19 protein-coding genes are annotated in these 23256 nt (G+C 71.2%); 4 read left to right on the top strand and 15 right to left on the bottom strand.

What is annotated here, in order from left to right:
- The first annotated feature begins 148 nt into the window (after positions 1-148).
- Both IF655_RS10570 and IF655_RS10565 read left to right on the top strand, forming a co-directional pair.
- Positions 149-1090, top strand: a complete 942-nt coding sequence (locus IF655_RS10570) for a sucrase ferredoxin (protein ID WP_199583881.1) — start codon at positions 149-151, stop codon at positions 1088-1090.
- 114 nt (positions 1091-1204) lie between these two features.
- Complete coding sequence (locus IF655_RS10565; RefSeq protein WP_242488661.1) at positions 1205-2887, top strand: sensor histidine kinase; 1683 nt, start codon at positions 1205-1207, stop codon at positions 2885-2887.
- Positions 2888-2935: 48 nt separating this feature from the next.
- Here the strand turns inward: IF655_RS10565 and IF655_RS10560 are convergent, their stop codons facing one another.
- Genes IF655_RS10560 through IF655_RS10550 form a run of 3 tightly spaced genes read right to left on the bottom strand, consistent with a single transcriptional unit; the run spans position 2936 to position 5712 of the window.
- Positions 2936-3985 (bottom strand): ABC transporter substrate-binding protein, encoded by a 1050-nt coding sequence (locus IF655_RS10560; RefSeq protein WP_199583880.1) that lies wholly within the window; start codon positions 3983-3985, stop codon positions 2936-2938.
- 58 nt (positions 3986-4043) lie between these two features.
- Positions 4044-4907 (bottom strand): ABC transporter permease, encoded by an 864-nt coding sequence (locus IF655_RS10555; protein WP_199583879.1) that lies wholly within the window; start codon positions 4905-4907, stop codon positions 4044-4046.
- Positions 4897-5712, bottom strand: coding sequence for an ABC transporter ATP-binding protein (locus tag IF655_RS10550; RefSeq protein ID WP_199583878.1), 816 nt, complete (start codon positions 5710-5712; stop codon positions 4897-4899). The genes IF655_RS10555 and IF655_RS10550 overlap by 11 nt, the downstream gene beginning before the upstream one ends.
- 172 nt (positions 5713-5884) lie before the next feature.
- On the opposite strand from IF655_RS10550, the gene IF655_RS10545 reads away from it, so the two are divergent.
- On the top strand, positions 5885-6577 hold the full coding sequence (locus IF655_RS10545; RefSeq protein WP_199583877.1) for a response regulator: 693 nt from the start codon (positions 5885-5887) through the stop codon (positions 6575-6577).
- Positions 6578-6613: 36 nt separating this feature from the next.
- Here IF655_RS10545 and IF655_RS10540 read toward each other — a convergent pair whose 3' ends face one another.
- The 6 genes from IF655_RS10540 to IF655_RS10515 all read right to left on the bottom strand — a co-directional run bounded on the left by IF655_RS10540 (position 6614) and on the right by IF655_RS10515 (position 13777).
- Positions 6614-8206 carry a cation acetate symporter gene (locus tag IF655_RS10540; RefSeq protein WP_199583876.1) on the bottom strand — a complete coding sequence of 531 codons (1593 nt, stop codon included), beginning with the start codon at positions 8204-8206 and terminating at the stop codon, positions 6614-6616.
- Entirely contained in the window at positions 8203-8751 is a 549-nt protein-coding gene (locus tag IF655_RS10535) for a DUF485 domain-containing protein (RefSeq protein ID WP_199583875.1), read from the bottom strand. Before IF655_RS10535 ends, IF655_RS10540 begins: the two co-directional genes overlap by 4 nt.
- A 74-nt stretch (positions 8752-8825) precedes the next feature.
- Positions 8826-9512 carry a response regulator transcription factor gene (locus IF655_RS10530; protein WP_199583874.1) on the bottom strand — a complete coding sequence of 229 codons (687 nt, stop codon included), beginning with the start codon at positions 9510-9512 and terminating at the stop codon, positions 8826-8828.
- Positions 9509-10660, bottom strand: a complete 1152-nt coding sequence (locus IF655_RS10525) for a sensor histidine kinase (protein ID WP_199583873.1) — start codon at positions 10658-10660, stop codon at positions 9509-9511. Before IF655_RS10525 ends, IF655_RS10530 begins: the two co-directional genes overlap by 4 nt.
- The gene (locus IF655_RS10520) at positions 10657-11262 is read right to left on the bottom strand and encodes a DUF1453 family protein (RefSeq protein WP_199583872.1); all 606 of its coding nucleotides are present in this window, start codon (positions 11260-11262) and stop codon (positions 10657-10659) included. The genes IF655_RS10525 and IF655_RS10520 overlap by 4 nt, the downstream gene beginning before the upstream one ends.
- Before the next feature lie 391 nt (positions 11263-11653).
- Positions 11654-13777 carry a type IIA DNA topoisomerase subunit B gene (locus IF655_RS10515; RefSeq protein WP_199583871.1) on the bottom strand — a complete coding sequence of 708 codons (2124 nt, stop codon included), beginning with the start codon at positions 13775-13777 and terminating at the stop codon, positions 11654-11656.
- Positions 13778-14216: 439 nt separating this feature from the next.
- Here IF655_RS10515 and IF655_RS10510 point away from each other — a divergent pair, with 439 nt between their 5' ends.
- The gene (locus IF655_RS10510; protein WP_199583870.1) at positions 14217-14447 is read left to right on the top strand and encodes a hypothetical protein; all 231 of its coding nucleotides are present in this window, start codon (positions 14217-14219) and stop codon (positions 14445-14447) included.
- Positions 14448-14556: 109 nt separating this feature from the next.
- Here the strand turns inward: IF655_RS10510 and IF655_RS10505 are convergent, their stop codons facing one another.
- The 6 genes from IF655_RS10505 to IF655_RS10480 all read right to left on the bottom strand — a co-directional run bounded on the left by IF655_RS10505 (position 14557) and on the right by IF655_RS10480 (position 23144).
- Positions 14557-15435: a serine protease gene (locus tag IF655_RS10505; RefSeq protein ID WP_199583869.1), complete on the bottom strand. Its 879-nt coding sequence runs from the start codon at positions 15433-15435 to the stop codon at positions 14557-14559.
- 122 nt (positions 15436-15557) lie between these two features.
- Positions 15558-17087, bottom strand: a complete 1530-nt coding sequence (locus IF655_RS10500; RefSeq protein WP_199583868.1) for an RNA polymerase sigma factor — start codon at positions 17085-17087, stop codon at positions 15558-15560.
- Positions 17088-17632: 545 nt separating this feature from the next.
- On the bottom strand, positions 17633-18520 hold the full coding sequence (locus IF655_RS10495) for a FadR/GntR family transcriptional regulator (RefSeq protein ID WP_199583867.1): 888 nt from the start codon (positions 18518-18520) through the stop codon (positions 17633-17635).
- Positions 18521-18681: 161 nt separating this feature from the next.
- A complete protein-coding gene (locus IF655_RS10490; RefSeq protein WP_199583866.1) occupies positions 18682-20487 on the bottom strand; it encodes an ATP-binding cassette domain-containing protein in 1806 nt (601 codons plus the stop codon).
- 183 nt (positions 20488-20670) lie between these two features.
- Positions 20671-21429, bottom strand: a complete 759-nt coding sequence (locus IF655_RS10485; protein WP_018547362.1) for an NUDIX domain-containing protein — start codon at positions 21427-21429, stop codon at positions 20671-20673.
- Between the two features lie 131 nt (positions 21430-21560).
- Entirely contained in the window at positions 21561-23144 is a 1584-nt protein-coding gene (locus tag IF655_RS10480; protein WP_199583865.1) for a DUF4192 domain-containing protein, read from the bottom strand.
- Positions 23145-23256 lie beyond the last annotated feature (112 nt).

Below are 23256 nucleotides of genomic sequence, written 5' to 3'. Positions count from 1 at the left end.
GAGAGGTGATTGGGGCGGGGGTTCGGCCGTGGGGCAGGACCGGGCTGCCGTACGCCACCGCCTGAACCGGGGGGCATACCCACATCGGCACCCGGACATACCCCCGCCGGGGAGCAGACGAAGGTCAAGTCAGGTTAGGCTCACCTGTGTGAGTAGGTGTGCGACCGTCTCCCGGAGCCTCGACGAGCCCGTTTCCGGTACGGCGGCCACGGCGACGACGTGGCTGCTGCTGGAACAGCCCGGGCCGTGGGGCGTCAAAGCGCTCACGTCGAGCCATCTCGACCCCGCGCTGGGCCGCGCCCTGGAGGCCGCCGCGCAGGGCACGGGGGTGCGCGTCGTGCTGATCCGGCGCCCGGGGCGCCACGCGGACCCCGGCACGTCCTCCGAGCGGCGCGTGTACGTGGCCCACACTGTCCCCGGCAACGTGTGGCTGTACGAGGCGACCACCCGCGATCCGGACCGCCTGCTCGGTCTGGACTTCGGCGCGCTCGGCGCGGGTGACCCGCGCTCCCTCACCTCGGTGCTCGGCGCCCGTCCGCACACCGGCGACCCGCTCGCCCTCGTCTGCACCAACGGCAAGCGCGACCGCTGCTGCGCCCTGCTCGGCCGTCCGCTGGCCGCCGAACTCGTCGCCTCCGGCGTTCCGGGCGTCTGGGAGGTCACTCATCTGGGTGGACATCGCTTCGCCCCGACGGTGCTCGTCCTGCCGTACGGCTACGCGTACGCCCGCGCCGAGGCCCACACCGTCAAGCAGGCTCTGCACAGCGCCGAGGAAGGGCGCGTGACGGTCGAGGACAACCGCGGCTGCTCCGCCTGGGAACGCCCGGGCCAGGCAGCCGAACTGGCCGTGCGGTCGGCGGCGGGCGTGTACGAGGCGGGCGTGCTGAGCGTCGTACGCACCGAGGGCGCGTCCCCGCGCTGGGAGGTCACCGTCACCCACACGGACGGCCGGGCCTGGCGTGTCGTCGTCGAGCAGACGGCGTCCCTGCCGCCGCGTCCGGAGAGCTGCGGCGCGACGGTCCTCGGGGCACCGGGCCGACTGGACGCGGTGGCGGTTCGCGAGCTGCGGACGGCGACGCTGGCGGGCTGACCCGCGCCGACGACCCGACCGGACGGCGGCTGACCGCACCGGTGGGCTGAGCAGCCGGGACGTCTCGTGCGCGACCCCTGGGCCCGCGCGCGTCCGGCGCGTACGGTCCAGCCCATGAGTGCCGCTTCCCCCGCCCGCCGTGTCCGCCTCGGACTCCCCCGGCGGGTGTTCTCGCAGGTCCTGCTGATGCAGGTGACGACCGCCGCGGGCGTCGCGATCCTGGCGACCGGGCTGTTCCTCGCCCCGCTGAGCAGGCAGCTCGACCAGGAGGCGATGCGCCGCGCCCTGGTCATCGCGCAGACCACGGCACAGGACCCGGCCATCGCCGAGGGCGTCCTGACGACGCGGCCCACCCGCACAGGGCCGGTGCAGCGCGAGGCGGAGCGGATCAGGCTGGCGACCCGCGCCGAGTACATCGTCGTCATGGACACCCGGGGCGTGCGCTGGTCCCACCCCACGCCCGGCGAGATCGGCCACCACGTCTCCACCAGCCCCCGTCGTGCCCTGGACGGCACCCAGGTGATGGAGATCGACCGGGGCACGCTCGGCCGCTCGGCGCGCGGCAAGGTGCCGCTGTACGACGACGGTCACCGGATCGTCGGCGCGGTCTCGGTCGGCATCGCCTACGACAGCGTGCGCGCCCGGCTGGTGAGCGCGGTGCCGGGGCTCCTGGCGTACGCCGGGGGCGCGCTCGCGGTGGGCGCGCTCGCCGGGTGGCTGATCTCCCGCCGGGTCCAGCGGCAGACCCGTGACCTGGCCTTCTCCGACATCTCGGCGCTGCTCGCGGAGCGCGAGGCGATGCTGCACGGCATCCGCGAGGGCGTGGTCGCGCTCGACCGCGCGGGGCGGATACGGCTGCTCAACGACGAGGCGGCCCGGCTGCTCGACCTCGGCGACGAGGCGGTGGGGCGCTCCCCCGACGAGACGCTGGGCGAGGGCCGGGTGACGGACGTGCTGACGGGCCGGGTCACCGGCACCGACCTGCTCGCCGTACGCGGGCCACGCGTCCTGGTCGCCAACCGGATGCCCACCGGCGACGGCGGCGCCGTGGCCACCCTGCGCGACCGCACCGAGCTGGAGCGCCTCGGCCGTGAACTCGACTCCACCCGGGGTCTGATCGACGCCCTGCGCGCCCAGGACCACGAGCACGCCAACCGGCTGCACACCCTGCTGGGGCTGCTGGAACTGGAGATGTACGACGACGCGGTGGAGTTCATCGGCGAGGTGGTCGGGGACCACCGGGCCACCGCCGAACAGGTCACCGAGAAGATCCAGGACCCGCTCCTTGCCGCCCTGCTGGTGGGCAAGGCGACCGTCGCCGCCGAACGCGGGGTCGCCCTGCGGCTGTCCGGACGCACCTGGATCCCCGACCGGCTGGTCGATCCCCGCGCGCTGGTCACGGTGGTCGGCAACCTCGTGGACAACGCCCTGGACGCGGTCGCGGGCACGCCGCAGGCGCGCGTGGAGGCCGAGCTGTACGCCGAGGACCGTACGGTCGTCCTCCGCGTCCGCGACACCGGGCCCGGGGTGCCGGAGGGGCGGCGCGAGTCGGTGTTCACCGAGGGCTGGTCCACGAAGGAGCCGCCCGCGCACGGCAAGCGGGGCATCGGACTGGCACTGGTACGACGGCTCGCGCAACGGCAGGGCGGGAGCGCGACGGTGGGGGCGGCGGAGGGCGGCGGCGCGGAGTTCACGGTCGTGCTGCCGGAGGCGCTGAGCGAGGTCGGTGACAGGGCGACGGCCGCGCCCGCGCCCGCCGGGTCCGGCGAGCGGGGCGCGGCCGTCGAGGCGCGCTGAGGGGGTTCCAGCAGGGCGGGTGTCGGCGGGCCGGGGGTCAGCGGGCCGTCACTTGGCCGCCTTCTCGGCGAACTCGGTGGTGTAGGTCTTCTTCAGGTCCACGTCGGCGTTCTTGATGTTCGGGTTGAACGCCTTGAGGACCTTCTCGACGGTCTCGGGCCCGTTCTCGGGCATCACGCCGTCCTTGGTGAACATCGGCAGCGTGCTCTTGATCGCCTCCGCGTAGAGCTTGTTGTCGCCCTGGGAGTAGTCGGCGGGCATCTTCGCGGCGATCTGGTCGGCGCTGTGCGAGGACATCCACCGCAGGGTGCGGACGAACGCGTCGGCCAGCTTCTGCACCGTCGCCTTGTGACTGTTCACCCAGTCGCTGCGCATGTACAGGCTGGAGGAGGGGTACGGACCGCCGAGCGCCTTCTCCGACCCCTCGGGCGTGCGCATGTCGACCAGGACGCTGCCTGCCTTCTTCTCCAGGATCGTGGCGACGGTCGGGTCGGTCGTCATGCCCCCGTCGATGGAGCCCTTCTGGAGCGCCGCGATGAACGTGGGTCCCGCGCCGACCGCGACCGGGCTGAACTCGTTGACCTTCACCCCGTGCTTGACCGCGAGGTACTTGGTGAGGAAGTCGGTGGACGACCCCAGCCCGGTGACCCCGAGCTTGCGGCCCTTGAAGTCGCCGGGCGAGGTGATCGCGCCCTTGCGCTTGGCCGAGACGACCTCCACCTCGCCGGGCGCCTGCGAGAACTGCACCACGGACTCGACCGACTTGCCCTTCACCTGGAGGTCGAGGGTGTGGTCGTAGAAGCCGACGCAGCCCTGGACCTGGCCGGAGACGAGCGCGGTCTCCGCCTGGACCCCGGCGGGCTCGGTCAGCAGTTCCACGTCGAGCCCGGCGTCACGGAAGTAGCCGAGGCGCTGGGTGAGCATCGCGGGCAGGTAGATGACCTTGTCCAGGCCGCCGACCATGATCTTGACCTTCTCGCCCTTGCCGCCGCTGCCCGAGGAGGTCGTCCCGGCGACGTCGTTGGCGCAGGCGGTGAGGGAGGAGACGGCGAGGAGACAGGCGGTGGCGAGGGAGGCGTAGCGGGCGCGGGTGCGCATGGGTGTCACGTCCTTGTGAGCGGGGGCGGCGCGGGGGCGGCGTTTTCGAAAGGAGCGGTCACTGCTCGGAGTTCGTCGGCTTCCAGCGGAAGATGCGGCGCTCCGCGAAGGTCAGCAGTCCCTCCGCGAGCAGAGCCACGACCGCGAGGATGACCATCGCGGCGTACACACCGGCGGAGTTGAGGGTGCCCTGTGACTGGGCGACGAGCAGACCGATGCCCCGGGTGGCGCCGATGTACTCGCCCACGATGGCGCCGATCAGCGCGAACCCGAAGCTGACGTGCAGGCTGGTGAAGATCCACGAGGTGGCCGAGGGGATGACGACCTGGAGGGTCACCTGACGGTCGCTCGCGCCGAGCATCCGGGCGTTGGAGACGAGGTTGCGGTCCACCTCGCGGGCGCCCTGGAAGGCGTTGAAGAACACCGGGAAGAAGACCAGCACCACGGCGGAGGCGACCTTGGAGGCCGGACCGAGCCCGAACCAGATCAGGAAGACCGGCGCCAGGACGATCCGGGGGATCGAGTTGAGCACCTTGATGTACGGACCGAGCAGGTCGGCGAGGAAGGCGACCCGGCCGAGCGCGATGCCGAGGACGACACCGGCAGCGACGCCGATGAACCAGCCGAGCAGCGCCTCGTACAGCGTGTACCAGATCTGCTCGCCCAGCGAACCGAGCGCCGTCCCGTGCAGCGTCCAGGACTGGATCTGGTCCCAGATGGCCGACGGCATCGAGAAGTTGAACGGGTCGATGATCTTCGCGCGGGACAGCCCCTCCCACAGGCCCAGCACGGCCACGAGGAGCAGCACCCGGGCGGCCACGACGACCGCCCTGCGCCTGCGGGCGGCGCGCGCCCGCGACTGCGCGCGGTCGGGGGTCTTGGCGGTGGTGACCAGGGGCGTGGACAGGGTCTCAGGCGACATGCGCGGCACCTCGCTCACGGGTGATGCGGACCTCTTCGCCGAGGGAGGACCAGATCTCGCGGTAGATCTCGATGAACCGCGGCTCCAGGCGCACCGACTCGACCTTGCGCGGGCGGGGCAGGTCGATGTCGAAGACCTGCTTCACGGTCGCGGGTCCGGCGGTCATCACCACGACCTTGTCGGCCAGGGCGATGGACTCCTCCAGGTCGTGGGTGACGAACACGACGGAGGCGCCGGTGCCTTCCCACAGCTCCAGCAGCTCGTCGGACATCAGCGCCCGGGTCTGCACGTCGAGCGCGGAGAACGGCTCGTCCATGAGCAGGATCTCGGGGTCGTTGACGAAGGTGGCGGCGAGGGCGACGCGCTTGCGCTGGCCGCCGGAGAGCTGGTGCGGGTAACGGTCCTCGAACGCGGCGAGCCCCACCCGGGCCAGCCACGCGCGGGCCTTCTCCTTGGCCTCCGCCTTGGGCACGCCCCGGAACCGGGGTCCCGCCATCACATTGGCCAGCACGGTCCGCCAGGGGAAGGTGGCGTCCTGCTGGAAGACGAAGCCGACCTTGCCGCCGACCCCGTCGACCGGCTCTCCGGCCACCAGCACCTCGCCGTCGCTGGGCTCCTCAAGCCCGCTGACGAGGGTGAGCGTGGTGGACTTGCCGCAGCCGGTGGGACCCACGACGGCGACGAACTCGCCGCGCCCCACGGTCAGGTCCAACTCCCTGACGGCCGTGTGCAGTTCGCCGGACGGCGTCCTGAAGTTCTTGGTCGCGCCCCTCAGCTCGATGGCGGGGCTGGTGTCTGCGCTCATACCGGGGGACGGTAGGTGTGGCCCCTGCCACAGCAGCAGTCTTGTGAGCGCAACCCGTTCTTTTGCTCGCAAGAGGCTGTTGTGCTCGTTTTGCTCACGCTAGAACTGCGGAGCCGAAACACGGGCTTAACGCGCGGGCCCCTTGCACGCCGGCCTGGGAAGGGTGGGCCTCATGATTGACGTCCTGGTGGTGGACGACGACTACCGCGTTGCCGAGATCAACGCCAAGTACGTGGGAAAGGTTCCCGGCTTCCGGGTCACCGCCCGCGCGCACAGCGCCGCCCAGGCTCTGGCCGCCGTCGAGCGCGGCAGCATCGACCTGGTCCTGCTCGACCACTATCTGCCGGACGGCACCGGCCTCGAACTCGTCCACCGGATGCGGCAGCACGGCCACGGCGCCGACGTCATCATGATCACGGCGGCGGGCGACGTGGCGACCGTGCAGCAGGCGATGCGCCTCGGCGCCCTGCACTATCTGGTCAAGCCCTTCACCTTCGCCGCCCTGCGCGGACGCCTTGACTCCTACGCCGCGCTGCGCCGCACCATGGAGCGCGTCGGCGGACGCCAGGTGACCGGACAGGAGCAGGTCGACCGCATCTTCGGCGCCCTGCGCACCGCCCCGGCGCCGTCCGTGCCGGGCCTGCCCAGCGGCCACTCGGAACCCACCAACGAACTCATCTGCGAGGTCCTGCACCACGCCGACCACCCGCTGTCGGCCCACGAGGTCGCAACCCGGACCGGTCTGAGCCGGTCCACCGCCCAGCGCTACCTCCGCCGCCTGGAACAGTCGGGCCGCCTGCGTCTCTCCCTCAAGTACGGCGACACCGGCCGCCCCGAGCACCGGTACGCCTGGGTGACACCCTGAACGCGCCCGGCCGCCGGGGCTCTTCACCGCCCACGCTCATACCGCGCCCGCGCCGGTCAGCGAACGCACCTCGGTCTCCGCGAACTTGGCCTCGTCCGGCACCTCGTCCGAGGTGACCGTCCCGAGCCAGCCCGCCAGGAAGCCGAGCGGGATCGAGACGATCCCCGGGTTCTGCAACGGGAAGTACTGGAAGTCCACGCCCGGGAACAGCGACCCGGGGCTGCCCGACACCACCGGCGACAGCACCACCAGGACCAGCGCCGGGATCAGCCCGCCGTACACGGACCACACCGCGCCCCGCGTGGTGAACCCGCGCCAGAACAGCGAGTACAGCAGCGCCGGGAGGTTTGCCGACGCCGCCACCGCGAAGGCGAGACCGACCAGGAAGGCGACGTTCAGATTGCGGGCCAGCAGCCCCAGCGCGATGGCCACGACCCCGATGAAGGCCGCCGCGACCCGCGCCACGGTCACCTCACTGCGCACCTTCGCCGTCGGCCGCCGCAGCGACGCGTACAGGTCGTGCGCCACCGACGCCGACGAGGACAGGGTGATCCCGGCGACCACCGCGAGGATCGTCGCGATGGCCACGGCCGCCACCACCGCGAACAGGACGGTGCCGCCGGTCGACTCGGCACCGCCGCCCAGGTCGAGCGCGAGCAGCGGAATCGCCGTGTTCCCGGCCGCGTTGGAGGCGCGCAGGGCGTCCGCGCCGACGACCGCCGTCGCCGCGAACCCGAGGATGATCGCCATGAGGTAGAAGCCGCCGATCAGCCCGATCGACCACACCGTGGACCGCCGGGCGGCCCGCGCGGTCGGCACCGTGTAGAACCGCGACAGGATGTGCGGCAGCCCCGCCGTGCCGAAGACCAGCGCCAGACCCAGGCTGATGAAGTCCAGCCGCGCCGTCCAGCCGCCGCCGTACTTCAGCCCTGGCGCCAGATACCGCAGCCCGTTCCCACTGCGCTCCGCCGCCGTCACCAGCAACTGGTTGAGGTCGCCGTGGAAGCGCACCAGCACCATCACGGTCAGCGCGATGGTCCCGATGAGCATCAGGACCGCCTTGACGATCTGGATCCAGGTGGTCGCCCGCATCCCGCCCAGGGACACATAGACCACCATCAGCGCGCCGACCCCGATGACCGTCCACGCCTGCGCGGCCGCGCTGGTGCGCCCGAGCAGCAGCGCCACCAGGCTGCCCGCGCCGACCATCTGCGCCACCAGGTAGAGCACCGACACCGTGACCGAGGAGGTCCCGGTCGCGATCCGCACCGGCCGCTCGCTCATCCGCGCGGCCACCACGTCGGCCAGCGTGAACCGCCCGCAGTTGCGCACCAGTTCCGCCGCGAGGAACAGCACGAGCAGCCACGCCACGAGGAACCCCACGGCGTACAGCAGGCCGTCGTAGCCGTACAGCGCGATGAGTCCCGCCACACCCAGGAAGGAGGCGGCCGACAGATAGTCGCCGGAGATCGCGAACCCGTTCTCCAGCGGGGTGAACAGCCGTCCGCCCGCGTAGAACTCCTCCGCCGAACCGTGCCGTCGACGGCTCACCCAGGTCGTGATGCCCAGCGTCACGGCCACGAAGACACTGAACAGCACCAGGGTCAGCGTCTGGTGATGACTCGTCACAGAAGACCTCCCCGGACGCCTCGGGTCAGCTCCTGGGTGTCCCAACGCAGTTCCAGCGCGGCCCGGTCCCGGCGCAGCCGCGCGTGCCGGGCATAGGCCCAGGTGAGCAGGAAGGTGCTGACGAACTGGCCGAGCCCCGCGAGCATTCCCACGTTCACCGCACCCGCCACGGGCCGGGCCATGAGCCCCGGCGCGGCCGTCGCGGTGACCACATAGCCCACGTACCAGAGGAAGAAGGCCAGGACCGCCGGGACCACGAACCGCCGGTAGCGGCTGCGGACTTCCTGGAACGCCTCGCTGCGCTGCACCTCGAGATACACATCCCGGGCCCGGACGGTCACCGCCTCGGCCTCACCACGCGCGGCCGGCACGGTCGGTGCGGGCCGGCCCACTCCGTCCAGCTCGGCGCGGCCGGTGGTCTGCGTGTCGTGCCAAGGGTCCTCGTGCCGGACATCGGGGGAAGTCACGCCCTGCTCTTCCTGGTTGTCGGCCGCACCGCGGGGGCTGTCCTCGGCCCCGTGGGTCCGGCCGTTGCTCGACTGCATACCCAAGGATGGACAGATCGGGAAGATCCCCGACAGCTCCTGCCGTATCACTTCACCCCATCAGGTGAGGCAAGTCACTCCGATCTCGGCCGCACCAACCGCTTCGCATACGCGTAACGCACCGCCTGCGCACGGTCCTTGAGCCCCGTCTTCGCGAACATGTTGTTGATGTGCGTCTTCACCGTCGCCGTGGAGACGTGCAACTTGTGCGCGATCTCCTGATTGGTGAGCCCCTCCGCGATCAGCACCAGCACCTCGGCCTCCCGCGCGGTGAGCCCGTCGGGCGCCTCGGGAGGCTGGGGCACGGCGGCCTCGGTCTCCGACAGCCGCTCCAGCAAACGCCGTTGGACACTCGGCGAGAGCCCCGCGTCGCCCGACAGCACGCTCTCCACCGCCCGCACGATCTCGTCCCCGCCCGCGTCCTTGGTGAGATAGCCTCGCGCTCCCGCCCGCAGCGCCGCGAACAGCGAGTCGTCGTCCGCGAAGGTGGTCAGCACCACGACCTGCGTCCTCGGATACCGGCCCCGGATGAGCCGGGTGGCCTCCACCCCGTCGCAGCGGGGCATCCGAAGGTCCATCAGCACCACGTCCGGGTCGAGTTCACCGACGAGCCGCACCGCGTCCTCGCCGTCCCGCGCCGAGCCGACGACCTCCAGACCGGGCAGCAGCCCGAGCAGCATCACGATGCCCTCCCGCACAACGGTCTGGTCGTCGGCGACCACCACGCGCGCGTCCTTCCTCCCTCCGTCGGCCCCGGTCATACGGGCACCTTCAGTGTCACCGCGAACCCCTTCTCGTCCGGCCCCGCGTCCAGCGAGCCGCCCAGCAGTTCGGCGCGCTCCCGCATACCGAGCAGACCGTATCCGCCACCGGACCCGGCGAGTTCTCCCGGACGGCCTCCCGCGTCGCGGACGTCCAGCGTCACCTCGCGCTCTCCGTAGTCCAGCCGGACCCGCACGGTGGCGCCCCGGGCGTGCTTGCGGACGTTCGTCATCGCCTCCTGCGCCACCCGGCGCACGGCCTGGGAGCACTCGGCCGGCAACGGTCGGCGCTCACCCGTGACGGTGACCTCGGCGCCGTCGGTCCCGCTGACGAGACCGGTCAGGAACTCCTCCAGCGGGCTCAGTTCGCCCCGCAGCGCGGACAGTGCCTGCCGGGTCTCGTCGAGCCCGTCCCGGGCCATGCCGCGCGCCGCCACCACCCGCTCCAGGATCTGCTCCCGGTCGGCGCCGCGTTCGATGAGCAGCCGGGCCGCCTCCAGGTGGACCAGTTGGGCGGAGAGGCTGTGGGCCAGCACGTCGTGGATCTCCCGGGCGATCCTCGCCCGCTCCCCCAGCGCCGCAGACTCCGCCTCGGCCTCCCGTGCGGCCCGCTCCTGGGCGAGCAGCCGCTGCGCGTTGCCCCGCGACTCCGCGTCCAGCCGCAGGACGTATCCGGCGAGGGCCATCCCCGTCACGGTGGCGGCGGTGGTCAGCCACACGTCGTTGTTGAACGCGGAGTACGTGGCGAGGGCCACCGCCGCCACCGGCACGGCGGCTCCGAGCGGCAGTCGCTGGAGTGCGGTGATCCCGCAGACGCACCAGATCACCAGCGCGGGTCCGCGGAACCCGGTGGCCTCCGCGAGGACCGCGATGCCCAGCAGCACGGAGATGAGCGCCAGCGAGGACAGAAGCCGGTGTGCGTAGGTGGTCCGGAAGAAGCCCCACGCGGCGACGGCCGTGACCAGGACGACGGCGACTGCGACGGCCGCGCCCTCGATGCCGAGGTGTCTCCGGCTGAAGGCTCCCCACAGGAGCACGACGAGCAGCAGTCCCCTGACCGCTCGGGAGTACAGCCGCTTGGCCTTAGAGGTGCCGCTGCGACCCAGCGCCTCGCGGGACGGCCAGCGGGTCCACATGTTCTCTTTCACACGCGCTCCTTCCAGGCCGGCGGCGTGCCGTCACCGTACGCCGGGAGGGAGCCCTCGGCGGAGCCCGGACCGCCGCTCGCGGAGCCCGTCGGGCCGGTCGTGGCGTCCGCGGGGGCGGTCATGACGCCCGGCGGGACGGTCGCGGAACCCAGTGACCGGGCCCGCCAGGTCAGGACCCCGGTGCGGACGAGCAGGGTCGCGGCGAGGCCGAGCATCAGCGCGGAACTGTCCTGGTGGATCCCGAAGCCGCGGCCGAGCCCGAAGAGGCCGACCCGGAGGGCTATGCCCACGACCCACACCAGCCCGCTCGCCTTGGTGCTCCTGGTCCAGACGACGCCGTCCTCCGCCGTCCACAGCCGGGAGGTCCACGCCCAGCCGGCCCCGATGGCGAGACCGACGAGGACCTCGGCGGCGAGCAGGGCGGCCGAGCCGACGCGGTGGTGGTCGTCGAGTATGCCCGGGCCGCGCAGCGCCATGAAGGCGAGGATCGCGGGTAGCAGCCACCAGCGCCGGTCGGTGTTGATCGCGCGGGCGCGGAACTGCCGCGCGATCACAATGGCGGCGATGACCACGATCACCAACGCGTTGACCAGCCCGGACATGGCTGCCTCCGTGAGCGAGAAGGGGATTCGGCGGCGAGTGCTGCCGATGCCTTCGAAGGTACGGAAATCCGCAGGCCGGGAGATCGGAGCGGGGGTGGATCATGGGTGGAAAACCGGGCGGTCCTGTTCTCCACCCAGGGGTGGAGATGCCCCTGGGGGACATCCCTGAGGAAGCTCCGGGGAGACCTCTGGAGTCGTACGGTCACACGCGAAGGGGCGGGGAGGACCTGCCCAGGTCCTCCCCGCCCCTTCCAAGCTCCGCCCCGACTGTCCGGCACCTCAGAGCCGCGCGACGCCTCACCGCCGCCCGCACCTCGGTCCGCCCAGCGCCTCACCCGGGCCGACCGAAGCCCGCCCCAGCCGAGACCCCGGCCGAAGCCGAGGGCAGCGCCTACGCGTCGATGCGCGACCGGTCCAGCGTCGCCGCCGAGCTGGAGATGAACTCTTTGCGCGGGGCCACGTCGTTGCCCATCAGCAGGTCGAAGACCTCCTCGGCCGCTTCGAGGTCGGCGAGGTTGATGCGGCGCAGGGTGCGGTGGCGCGGGTCCATCGTGGTCTCGGCGAGCTGGTCGGCGTCCATCTCGCCCAGGCCCTTGTAGCGCTGGATGGAGTCCTTGTACCGGATGCCCTTGCGCTGGAACTCCATGAGCTTGTCGCGCAGCTCACGGTCCGAGTACGTGTAGACGTACTTGTCCTGGCCCTTCTTCGGCTGGATCAGCTCGATGCGGTGCAGCGGGGGCACGGCGGCGAAGACCCGGCCCGCCTCCACCATCGGCCGCATGTAGCGCTGGAAAAGCGTCAGCAGCAGACAGCGGATGTGGGAGCCGTCCACATCGGCGTCGGTCATCATGATGATCTTGCCGTAGCGGGCCGCGTCGATGTCGAAGGTCCGGCCCGAGCCCGCCCCTATGACCTGGATGATCGCGCCGCACTCGACGTTCTTGAGCATGTCGGTCACGGACGAGCGCTGCACGTTGAGGATCTTGCCCCGGATGGGCAGCAGCGCCTGGAACTCGGAGTTGCGCGCGAGCTTGGCGGTACCGAGCGCGGAGTCGCCCTCGACGATGAACAGCTCGCTGCGGTCCACGTCGTCGCTGCGGCAGTCGGCCAGCTTGGCGGGCAGGGACGAGGACTCCAGGGCGGTCTTGCGCCGCTGGGCGTCCTTGTGCTGGCGCGCGGCCACGCGGGTGCGGGCGGCGGCGACGACCTTCTCCATGACGACACGGGCCTGCGCGGCCGCGTCCCGCTTGCTGGAGGTCAGGAACGCCTTGAGTTCCTTGGAGATCACGTTGTGCACGATGCGGCGGGCGGCCGAGGTGCCGAGGACCTCCTTGGTCTGGCCCTCGAACTGCGGCTCGGCCAGGCGCACCGTGACGACAGCCGTCAGGCCCTCCAGGGCGTCGTCCTTGACGACGTCGTCCTCGGCCACGCGCAGCATCTTCTTGGCGCGCAGCGTCTCGTTCATCGTCTTGGTGATCGCCTGCTCGAAACCGGCGACATGGGTGCCGCCCTTGGGCGTGGCGATGATGTTGACGAAGGACTTCAGGTTCGTGTCGTACCCCGTGCCCCAGCGCAGGGCGACGTCGACGCCCAGCTCGCGGGTGACCTCGGTCGGGGTCATCTGGCCGTGCTCGTCCAGGACCGGGACGGTCTCCTTGAACGTGCCCTGGCCGGAGAAGCGGAGCACGTCGCACACCGGCTTGTCGGTGGCGAGGTACTCGCAGAACTCGCTGATGCCACCGTCGAAGCGGAAGGACTCCTCGCCCTTGCTGCCGCCCTCGCCGAGGCCCATCTCGTCGCGCACGACGATGGTCAGTCCGGGCACCAGGAACGCGGTCTGGCGGGCCCGCTGGTGCAGGTTCTCCAGGGAGAGCTTGGCGTCCTTGAGGAAGATCTGCCGGTCCGCCCAGTAGCGCACGCGCGTGCCGGTCCGGGCCTTGGCGATCTTCTTGGTCTTGACGAGACCGCTCTTGGGCTCGAACTTCGCGTCGGCGCCCTCGCCGGTGAAGGCGCCGGGCACGCCGCGCCGGAATCCGATCGCGTGGGTGTGGCCGCCGCGGTCGACCTCGACGTCGAGCCGCGCGGAGAGCGCGTTCACCACGGAGGCGCCCACGCCGTGCAGACCGCCGGAGGCCGCGTAGGAGCCGCCGCCGAACTTGCCGCCCGCGTGCAGCTTGGTCATGACGACCTCGACGCCGGACAGGCCGGTCTTCGGCTCCACGTCCACGGGGATGCCGCGGCCGTTGTCCCGCACCTCGACGGAGCCGTCGTCGTGGAGGATCACCTCGATGTGGTCGCAGTAGCCGCCGAGGGCCTCGTCCACGGAGTTGTCGATGATCTCCCAGAGGCAGTGCATCAGACCGCGGCTGTCGGTCGAGCCGATGTACATGCCCGGGCGCTTGCGCACGGCCTCGAGACCCTCGAGGACGAGCAGGTGCCGCGCGGTGTAGTTGGAACCGTCGCGGTCTGCTCCTGCCAGCAGCGCTGTGGACGGCACGGACGTATCGGCGGTCACGCGGTTCGCTCCTCGCTGAATTTCAGATGAGCCCCTGATGGGTAAGGGGCCGGCTTCGGTCGCCGCTCAGAGGGTACCGATGCCTGGTAGAGCCGGTGTAACGCCACCCTCGTCGGGGAACTCACCCTAGTCCACACTCGTACGAGCGTTCGATCCCTCGATGGAGTGAAGTCCACATCACGTTCCCTTCGAGGCATGAACCATTTAGGCTCCGGGCACGTCCTCATGAACAACCGGCAACCCAGCCGGGAGGACCGAGACCGAATGAGCGCGAACCCGTAAGTACACAAGAAACGCACTACGGCACATTCGCCGCCAACCGGCAGCAGACAGCCACCCGGAAAGATTTTTCCGACGGAAACCCCCGAGCGGGAACGATTTCGGGCTGGTTGGATGTTGACCCTGGTACGACAGCTCGTCGAGCTAGAGAAGAGGCGACGTGACTACTGTTCTGACCCCCGCGAGCCCCCTGACGGCCGCCGATCGCTGCGACCGCTGCGGCGCCCAGGCATACCTGCGCGTCGTCCTGCTCAGCGGCGGCGAACTGCTCTTCTGCGCCCATCACGGTCGCAAGTTCGAGCCGGAACTCAAGAAGATCGCCGCTGAGATACAGGACGAGACGGAGCGGCTGACGTCCATTCCGGGCACCGCCTCCGAAGAAGAGCGCTGAATCTCGCACCCACCCGACGAGCCAGCCCCGGCACCAGGCCGGTGAACGGGCGGCCGCTCCCCTCGCGGAAGCGGTCGCCCGTCGCTCGTAGGGGGACGACACCTCTCGGCTAGGCGCCTCGGCTTCCGCCGAAGGCGCCTGTACGGCTACTGACGGCCCCCTGAGCCGCTTCCAGCACCTTCGCGACCTCGGACACCCGGGTGTAGACGCCAGGGCTTCCGGGGCGCCCGCAGCCGTTCCCCCAGGACACCAGCCCGATCAGCCGCCCACTGGCGACCAGCGGACCACCGCTGTCCCCCTGGCAGGCGTCGGGACCACCCACGGCCTCCCCCGCGCACAGCATCGTGTCCGCGCGGTAGGCACCCTCCGCCCCGCCCGGATAGGCGCGGGCGCAGACGTCGTCCGCGAGGACGTGCAGCCGCGCCGCGTACAGATGCTTCGCGTAGGCGCCCTGCCCGCTGGTGTCGCCCCATCCCGACACCAGCGCCTCCGTACCGGCCTTGTAGGCCGCGTCACCCGCCTCCGCCATACGCACGACGGAGCTCTCCGGCAGCTGCCGGGCGAGCGTGAGGACGGCGAAGTCGCCGGAGTTGGTCGCCGCGTCGTAGTCCGGATTGACCTCGGCCTTCCGCACGGCGATCTCCTCGCCGTCCTTCGACAGCAGGTCGGTGCGGTTCGCGATGACCTTGAGGTCGGGGACGCTCTCGGGCGGACCGCCCAGGGCGTCCTCGGACACGCAGTGCGCCGCGGTGAGCACCTTGGTCGGCGCGACGGCCACTCCGCCGCAGAACTGTCCCGCCCGCGTGCCCCCGAACCGGTCACGGCTGGACAGCGCCACCGTCCACGGCGCCGTCGAGACATCGATCGGGAACCCGCCGACCACCACGCTGTCGGCGGCCGCGGAAGCCGTCCCGGCCAGGGGTATCGCGGTCAGGGCGGCCGCCAGGACCAGCGGCCGGATCAGCATCCGGGCAACGGTACGACGCATCGAGGCTCTCCTCACTCAGGGTGGCAATGGGACACCCAGAGTGATCCACTCCGCGCCCGCGCGCAGCACGAAGGCCCGGCTCCCCGAGGGGGAACCGGGCCTTCGTCGTCGTACCGTCTGGACTAGTCCAGGTAGTCGCGCAGAACCTGCGAACGCGACGGGTGGCGCAGCTTCGACATGGTCTTCGACTCGATCTGGCGGATGCGCTCACGCGTCACGCCGTAGACCTTGCCGATCTCGTCGAGGGTCTTCGGCTGACCGTCGGTGAGACCGAAGCGCATCGAGACGACGCCGGCCTCGCGCTCGGACAGGGTGTCCAGCACCGAGTGGAGCTGCTCCTGGAGGAGCGTGAAGCTGACGGCGTCGGCGGGGACGACGGCCTCGGAGTCCTCGATGAGGTCACCGAACTCGCTGTCGCCGTCCTCGCCCAGCGGGGTGTGCAGGGAGATGGGCTCGCGGCCGTACTTCTGGACCTCGATGACCTTCTCGGGGGTCATGTCGAGTTCCTTGGCCAGCTCCTCCGGGGTGGGCTCGCGGCCCAGGTCCTGGAGCATCTGGCGCTGCACACGGGCGAGCTTGTTGATGACCTCGACCATGTGCACCGGGATACGGATGGTGCGGGCCTGGTCGGCCATGGCGCGGGTGATCGCCTGACGGATCCACCAGGTGGCGTACGTGGAGAACTTGTAGCCCTTGGTGTAGTCGAACTTCTCGACCGCGCGGATCAGACCGAGGTTGCCCTCCTGGATGAGGTCCAGGAAGAGCATGCCGCGGCCGGTGTAGCGCTTGGCCAGGGAGACCACGAGTCGGAGGTTGGCCTCCAGCAGGTGGTTCTTGGCGCGGCGCCCGTCCTCGGCGATGATCTCCAGCTCGCGCTTGAGCTTCGGGGCGAGCTTGTCGGAGTTGGCGAGCTTGTCCTCGGCGAACAGACCCGCCTCGATGCGCTTGGCCAGCTCGACTTCCTGCTCGGCGTTGAGCAGGGGGACCTTGCCGATCTGCTTCAGGTAGTCCTTGACCGGGTCGGCGGTGGCGCCGGCCGCGGCGACCTGCTGCGCGGGCGCGTCGTCCTCGTCCTCGTCGGACAGCACGAAGCCCGCGGCCTCGGTGCCCTCCGGCTCGTCGGCGGCCTTGGTCTCCTCGATGACCTCGTCCTCGAGAAGCTCGGCGTCGTCCTTCTTGGCCGTGGTCTTCTTCGCCGCGGTCTTCTTGGCCGTGGTCTTCTTCGCGGCCGTCTTCTTGGCGGTGGTCTTCTTGGCCGCGGCCTTCTTGGCGGGGGCGGCGTCCTCGTCGTCACCCGCCGCGGAGGCGGCCGGGGCGGTCGTGGAAGCCGTGGCCTTGCGGGTGGTCACCGTCTTCGCCGCGACCGTCTTGGTGGTGGTGCGCTTGGCGGGGCTCTTCGCTGCGACGCTCTTGCGGGTGCGCTTGGGCTCTGCGGCACTGACCATCAGCGTCACACCCTCTTCCTCAAGGATCTGATTGAGGCTGCGCAGAACGTTCTTCCACTGAGTGGCCGGAATCTGGTCGGCTTCGAAGGCCCGACGCACATCGTCGCCGGCAATCTGCCCCTCAGCCTTTCCCCGCTCGATGAGCGCCATGACAGAGACGGACTCGGCGATCTCCGGCGGGAGCGTACGGGATGTGCTGGCCGACACGAACAACCTCTCGGAACGTTGGAAAACGGCTTCCGACTCCGTCCGACACGGACAGGAGCCGACCACCGGCCTGGGGATGGGCCGACGGCGCGGGCGGGGCCGGGAAGCTACACAGCGCCTGGTACGGCGTCCGTATTCCCTCCGCGGCTTTCACCTATTAGGTCATCGCGCTGTTTCCACGAGCGTTACGCCCAATCTGCGTGGCCCGAGTCACACCCCGTAAGTGGTCAAAAGTTGTCGGACACGATCAGAACGGGCTCTTTTCATCCTAACGAGACGCGCCCGCTTTCGGCCGGGAGCGGGCCCGCCGCTCCCGGGCGGTCCGCCCCGCCCCCCGACGTACCGCGCGTCATGGACGGCGGCGAGGTCGCGACGGCGGGGCCCCGAGCCCGGCACCGCCATCACCACCACCGACAGGACTGCCCTCATCCGTGGTGCACCGGCCCGGCACGGGGCACCACTCACTGACGACCGCTCCGCTCGCCTCGCCCGCGCAGCGCTTGCGTTGCGCGGGCGTCTGCTCGCGTCTTCGCTCGCGGTGCCGGTCAGTGCTCGCGCGGCGCCGGGACCACGCGCTCCACCTCGGGGTGGACGGTGAGTAGCTGGCGCATGGCCGTCTCGGCCGCGTTGCCGTCGCCCGCGCCGAGGGCGTCCACGATCCGGCCGTGCTGGGCGAGCGAGGTCTCGGTGGGCCGGTCGCAGCCCGTGACGGGACCGCCGGAGACGTGGAGCGCGGAGGAGACGATCCCGGACAGGTGCTCCAGCATCCGGTTGCCCGCGATCTGGATGAGCAGGGCGTGGAATTCGGTGTCGGCGCGCGAGAACGTCAGCGCGTCCCCGCCGGAGAGGGCGTGGCCCATGATCTCGACCAGGTCGGAGAGGCGCTGCTGCACCTCCTCCCGGCCGTGCCCGGCGGCGAGGCGGGCGGCGAGCGGCTCGATCGTCCAGCGCAGCTCGTTCAGCTCGCGGCGCTGGTCGTCGCGCTGCGGACCGAAGGCCCGCCACTCGATGATGTCGGGGTCGAGGAGGTTCCAGTCGCTCACGGGGCGCACCCGCGTACCGACGTTCGGCCGGGCGCTGACGAGGCCCTTGGCCTCCAGGACCCGGAGGGATTCGCGGACGACGGTGCGGGAGACCTCGAATCGCTGGCCGATCTCCTCGGGCACCAGCGGGCGGTCCGCCCCGAGGTCGCCCGAGACGATCATCTGACCCAGTTGCTGGACGAGCTGGCCGTGCAATCCGCGCCCGCGGCTGCCCGCGGCACGCCGGCCGACGCGGCCCAGCTCGGAATCTGCCCCTTCCCAGGCGGGGACGGCGGCGCGCTCGGCCACCGGAGCCTCGGCGTAGGGGTAACGGTCGATTTCGCCCGGGCCGGCCAGACCGGAGTCGGCGGAGCGGGCGGCGGTCATCATGGTGTGCGCAAGGGTACTCACGCATCCTTTGTCGGCGTTGCCTCCAACTGCCTTGAGGGCTTTGGTGAAAAGCACACGAAAGGGTGATCGCTCACTCCGTCGCAATTGACGCCTTATCGTAAAGAAACGGGCTTTCTGCGGGGAGTTGTGCGCACAGTGGAGCGGGAACCGTACGCCGGGCCTCACCTGACCCTGACGCGCGGCGTCGTGAACAAATACGCACACAGCAACGCGCCGAGCGACAACACCATTGCGCCGCCGACGGGTTGGGCGACGATCCGGATCACCGCCAGTACATAGCGCTCGCCCCCGAAGGGCCACTGGAGCAGCAGGAGATCGTGCATCCGGACCGTGATTCCGGCGGCGGTGCGCACGGATGACCCCTCGAACACCTGCCGCATCAGCGGTACGACGGCCACGGGCACCGCGAGCACGGCCGCGAGCCCCGCCGTGGTCGACCGGAAGACACCGGCCGCCAGCACCCCGGCCCACGCACACCCGATCACGAGCGCGAACCAACTCACGCCCATCGACAACCAGTCCTCCGGAACCTGGGTCAATTCCCGTCCGTAGAGGAGGTAGAGCGCCTCGGCGTCGCAGCCCAGGGTGAGAAAGGACAGGATCGCGGCGGTGGTTCCGGAGACGAAAAGCTTCGCGCCGAGCAGCCCCAGCCGACGGGGCACGGTCGCGCGGTCCACCGCCAGCGCCGGGTAACGGAACTCGTCCCCGAAGGACAGCGCGCCGAGCAACCCCGCCGCCAGCGCCACGGGCGGCAACGGGAACTCCCTCGGCCAGGCGGCGAACAGCCGCTCCTGCGGGGTGTGCCCGATCCGCGCCAGCAGTACGGCGACGAGCGCGGACACCAGCAGCACGACCCCACCGGTGAGGAACCCGGTGCGGATCCCGGCAGCACGCCGCAGCTCGTAGCGCAGGGGGCGGAGCGGGCTGGGGGTGGAGCGGACCGAGATGGGGGGCGGCAAGGGGGACGAAGCGCTGTCGGCCAGACTGACTTCGGCCGCCGGGGAGCTGTCGTCGGTGGCGGCACTCTCGACGGCCGGAGCTTCAGCAGTCGACGGCCCTTCGCTGTCGGCGGCGTCCGCGAGGTCTCCCCCCGGACCCATGTCGCCGATTTCGTCCGCGAGTTGATGGACCATGATGCCGTGCCGGTAGGCGGTCTCACCGATGTCGGCGGTCGTACTGCCGTACACGGAGAGCCGATTGCCCACTTCCGCCACGACCTCGACGGAACGTCGCTCGATACGCGCCTCCTTGGCGAGCAGCGTCGCGAGGCGTTCCGCCTGGGGGCTGCGCACGGCGACCCGGGGGCGGAGCCTGGTCCGGGCGAACTCCCGCCCCTCCTGGTCCGCGACAACTCTGCCGTCGTCGAGGGTGACGACGCGATCGGCCGTCCGTGCCGCCTCCTTGGGGTCGGCGGTGGCGAGGAGCACGGTGCCGCCCTGGTCGGCGTAGGCGCGCAGCGTCGTGTGCACCCAACGGGCTTCGGCGGGCGAGAGGTCGGCGGTGGGCTCGTCCAGGACGAGTGTGTGCGGGTCGGGCAGCAGGGCGCAGGCGAGGCCCAGGCGGCGGTCCATGCCGCGCGACAGGGTGCCGAGCCGTTCCTCGCGCAGGCTGACGAGCCCCACCGCTTCGAGGACTTCGTCGGCGCGCCGGGCGGGGACTCCGGTCGCCGCGCAGAGCATCCGCAGGTGGCCGCGGACGGTGCGGGCGGGGTGTCCGGGTACGTCGCCGAGTACGACACCCACTTCGCGCGACGGGTGGGCGATCCGGTGCAGGGGGCGCCCTCTGAAGTAGGTGATGCCACGCCCCTGCCGCAGTTCGAGCATCAGCCCGAGCACGGTCGTCTTGCCCGCGCCCGCCGCCCCGAGCAGGACGGTGAGATGCCCGGCGCGCGCCTCGAAGGAGACGTCGTTCACGGCAGGGGGCTGTGCCTTGCGGGGATTGCTGGTCAGTCCGACGGCCTGGATCACCCGAAGCAAGATAGCGCGCGAAGTCCGTTTTTTCGGTTATGACCCGATTCGCTCTACCGTGACGTGCGGAGGCGCGCAACTCGTGTGCGCCGTTCGAGTGGGGCGCCTGCGGTCAGGGCTCCCCGGGTTCTCGTGTGCTCCCCATGGGCGGTGACCGCCCGAGCATCCCGCAGGGCGCTCGCCTCAGACCTCGGGACGGAGCATCGGCGGGTTGAGCAGGGTGGCGCCGCCCGCCCGGAAGAGCTGGGCCGGCCTGCCGCCCTGGCGGGTGGTCGTCCCCCCGGTCGGCACGAGGAAGCCCGGCGTCCCGGTGACCTTGCGGTGGAAGTTGCGCGGATCGAGAGCCACACCCCAGACCGCCTCGTAGACGCGGCGCAGTTCTCCGACCGTGAACTCGGGCGGACAGAACGCCGTGGCCAGCGACGAGTACTCGATCTTCGACCGGGCCCGCTCCACTCCGTCCGCGAGGATCTGCCCGTGGTCGAAGGCGAGCGGCGCGACGGGCTCGCCGTCCCGGCCGTAGCCGCCCTGTTGGAGCAGTTCCTCGACCGGTGCCCAGCGGGCGTTGCTCGCGTCGCCGCCCGCGCGGGGTGCGGGGAGGTCCGGGGCGAGGGCGAGGTGCGCCACGCTGACCACCCGCATACGCGGGTCGCGCTTCGGGTCACCGTAGGTGGCGAGCTGTTCCAGATGCGCGCCGTTGTCCTGGGCCGGGACGGCGGGGTCGTGGGCCCGGAGCCCGGTCTCCTCGGCCAGTTCCCGTGCCGCCGCCTGGGACAGGTCCTCGTCGGCCCGTACGAATCCGCCGGGGAGTGCCCAACGCCCCTGGAAGGGCTGCTCGCCTCTACGTACCGCCAGCGCGCACAGGGCATGACGGCGAACGGTCAGCACGACCAGGTCCACGGTGACGGCGAATGGCGGAAACGCTGACGGGTCGTAGGGCATAAGGCGATCATAGTCGTCTCCTTGACGATAAACACTCCCTTCTCCGGTCGCTGTCGTGAACGTCGGCGGCTGTGGTCACGGGGGCGGTGGCGCCGGTTCCGGTCGGCTTTCCGGCGGCGCCGCGCCCGCGCTCACTTGCTCTCTCCGTCGGTCGCGCAGGTGCGGGTGGTGTCCCGCCTCGTGCTTCCTCGCCGGGTGGGTGGGGTGGAGGAGGCGTCCGGACGCTGGTGCGGGGGTCGTCGGCGACCGGTGTCCGCGTGGGTGGAGCCGCTGCTGCCGGGGGCGGTGTGGCCCGGGGACCGACCTCGGCGTCGGCGGCGCGAGTTGGGGGTGGTGGGCGGTGCGGCGGCATCACTCGCGGCGCGGTCGTCACGGGGAGCCTGGTCGTCCTGCCCCGCGGCGGAGGCGGGCGCGGGGTCGCGGGGCGTCTGTGGCTCGCCTGTACCCGGCGGCTGCCCTGGCTTCACGTCGGCGTTCTCCGGACCCGTCCCGCGCAGCCGGTTCGCCCGTTCCACGCGGAGGCAGCGCCGGACCGCCTCCGGGTCGATCCCTTCGTTGCAGGCTTGATGCAGCAGGCGGGCGAAGAGGTAGTCGGGGTCCGCGCCGAGAGCCATTGCCAATGCCTCCCGCGCCTCCAGTTCGTCGCCGGTGGACCAGGCGACCCATCCGGCCAGCGTCAGCGGGGCGGCGGCGTGCTCGCGGTAGGGGCCGACGCAGCGGCGGGCCAGGGCGCGCCAGAGCCGCAGGGCGGGAGCCCCTTCGTCGCCCTCCATCCAGGCGGCCGCACGGTCACGCGTCGTACGGTCCTGGAGGCCGAGAATCAGCGCCGCCGCCTCGTCGTGCGCGAGCAGCGTGTCGTCGCGCAGGTCCGCCGGGTGCGTGCCGGAGACCGGGGGTGCCTCCGCGAAGCGGCGGATGATCCGTTCGGCGAGGTCCAGGGTCTCCGCCGCCACCTCCTCGCGGCTCGCCTCGTCCAGGATGCGGGGCACCAGGGACAGTCCCGCCGCGTCCAGGGCGACCTCCTGTTCCAGGGCGGCGGAGGTCTCCCAGGGCAGCATCCTGGCGCGGAGTTCCCGCAGCGTGCCGCGCACCTGGAGTCCGGCGTAGGTGGCCGCTGCGGCGAGGACCGAGGTGCCGGGCAGGCCCATCGCGGTGCCCTCGGCCGGACAGCACGCGTCGACCGGGCACACGTAGGACCAGAAGCGACCGTCCGAGACACAGAGCGCCTCGACGACCGGGACGTCCAGGCTCCCGCACTCGGTGCGCAGCAACTGGGCCAGCGGGCGGAGCCTGCGCATCACGTCCTGCCCGGACTCACCGTCCCGTGGCTCCTGGCAGACGTACGCGACCATCCGCTCCGCCCGCGCCCCGCGCCGCTCGCTGCCCAGCACCAGCCCCTTGGCGACCTGCCGGGCCGCCGCACCCCAGTCCTCCTCGCTCGCCGGAATCCCCAGCCGAGCCCGCCCGCCGAACCTCCCCGGCCCGTTGGTGTCGTACAGCGCCACCAGCACCATGCTGTCCTCGGGCCGATACCCGAGCAGATACGGCAGCGCGTCGGCCAGCTCGGCCGGCGTACGCAGCGTGACCTGAGCGTCCCGCACCTCTCGCGCCCCGACCGGCACCCCCGCCGGTCCATCACCGCCCGCCCCTGCTCCCGAAAAGTCCCCGTTCTCACCGTTCTCGAACGATCCAGTCGTTTCGCTGTGATTCGTCATGCGCTGACGATCTCGCAGTTCGCCGAATCCTGCTGGAACCTGTGGATAAGTCAGGTCAGGGACACGCCAAGATGTCGCCGACGACGACCCGAGCCGCACCGGGCCCGCACCC

The organism is Streptomyces sp. DSM 110735 (assembly GCF_016482685.1).
GTDB lineage: Bacteria > Actinomycetota > Actinomycetes > Streptomycetales > Streptomycetaceae > Streptomyces.
The sequence above is the reverse complement of the archived record's forward strand: the minus strand, read 5'-3'. Positions and strand labels throughout refer to the sequence as shown.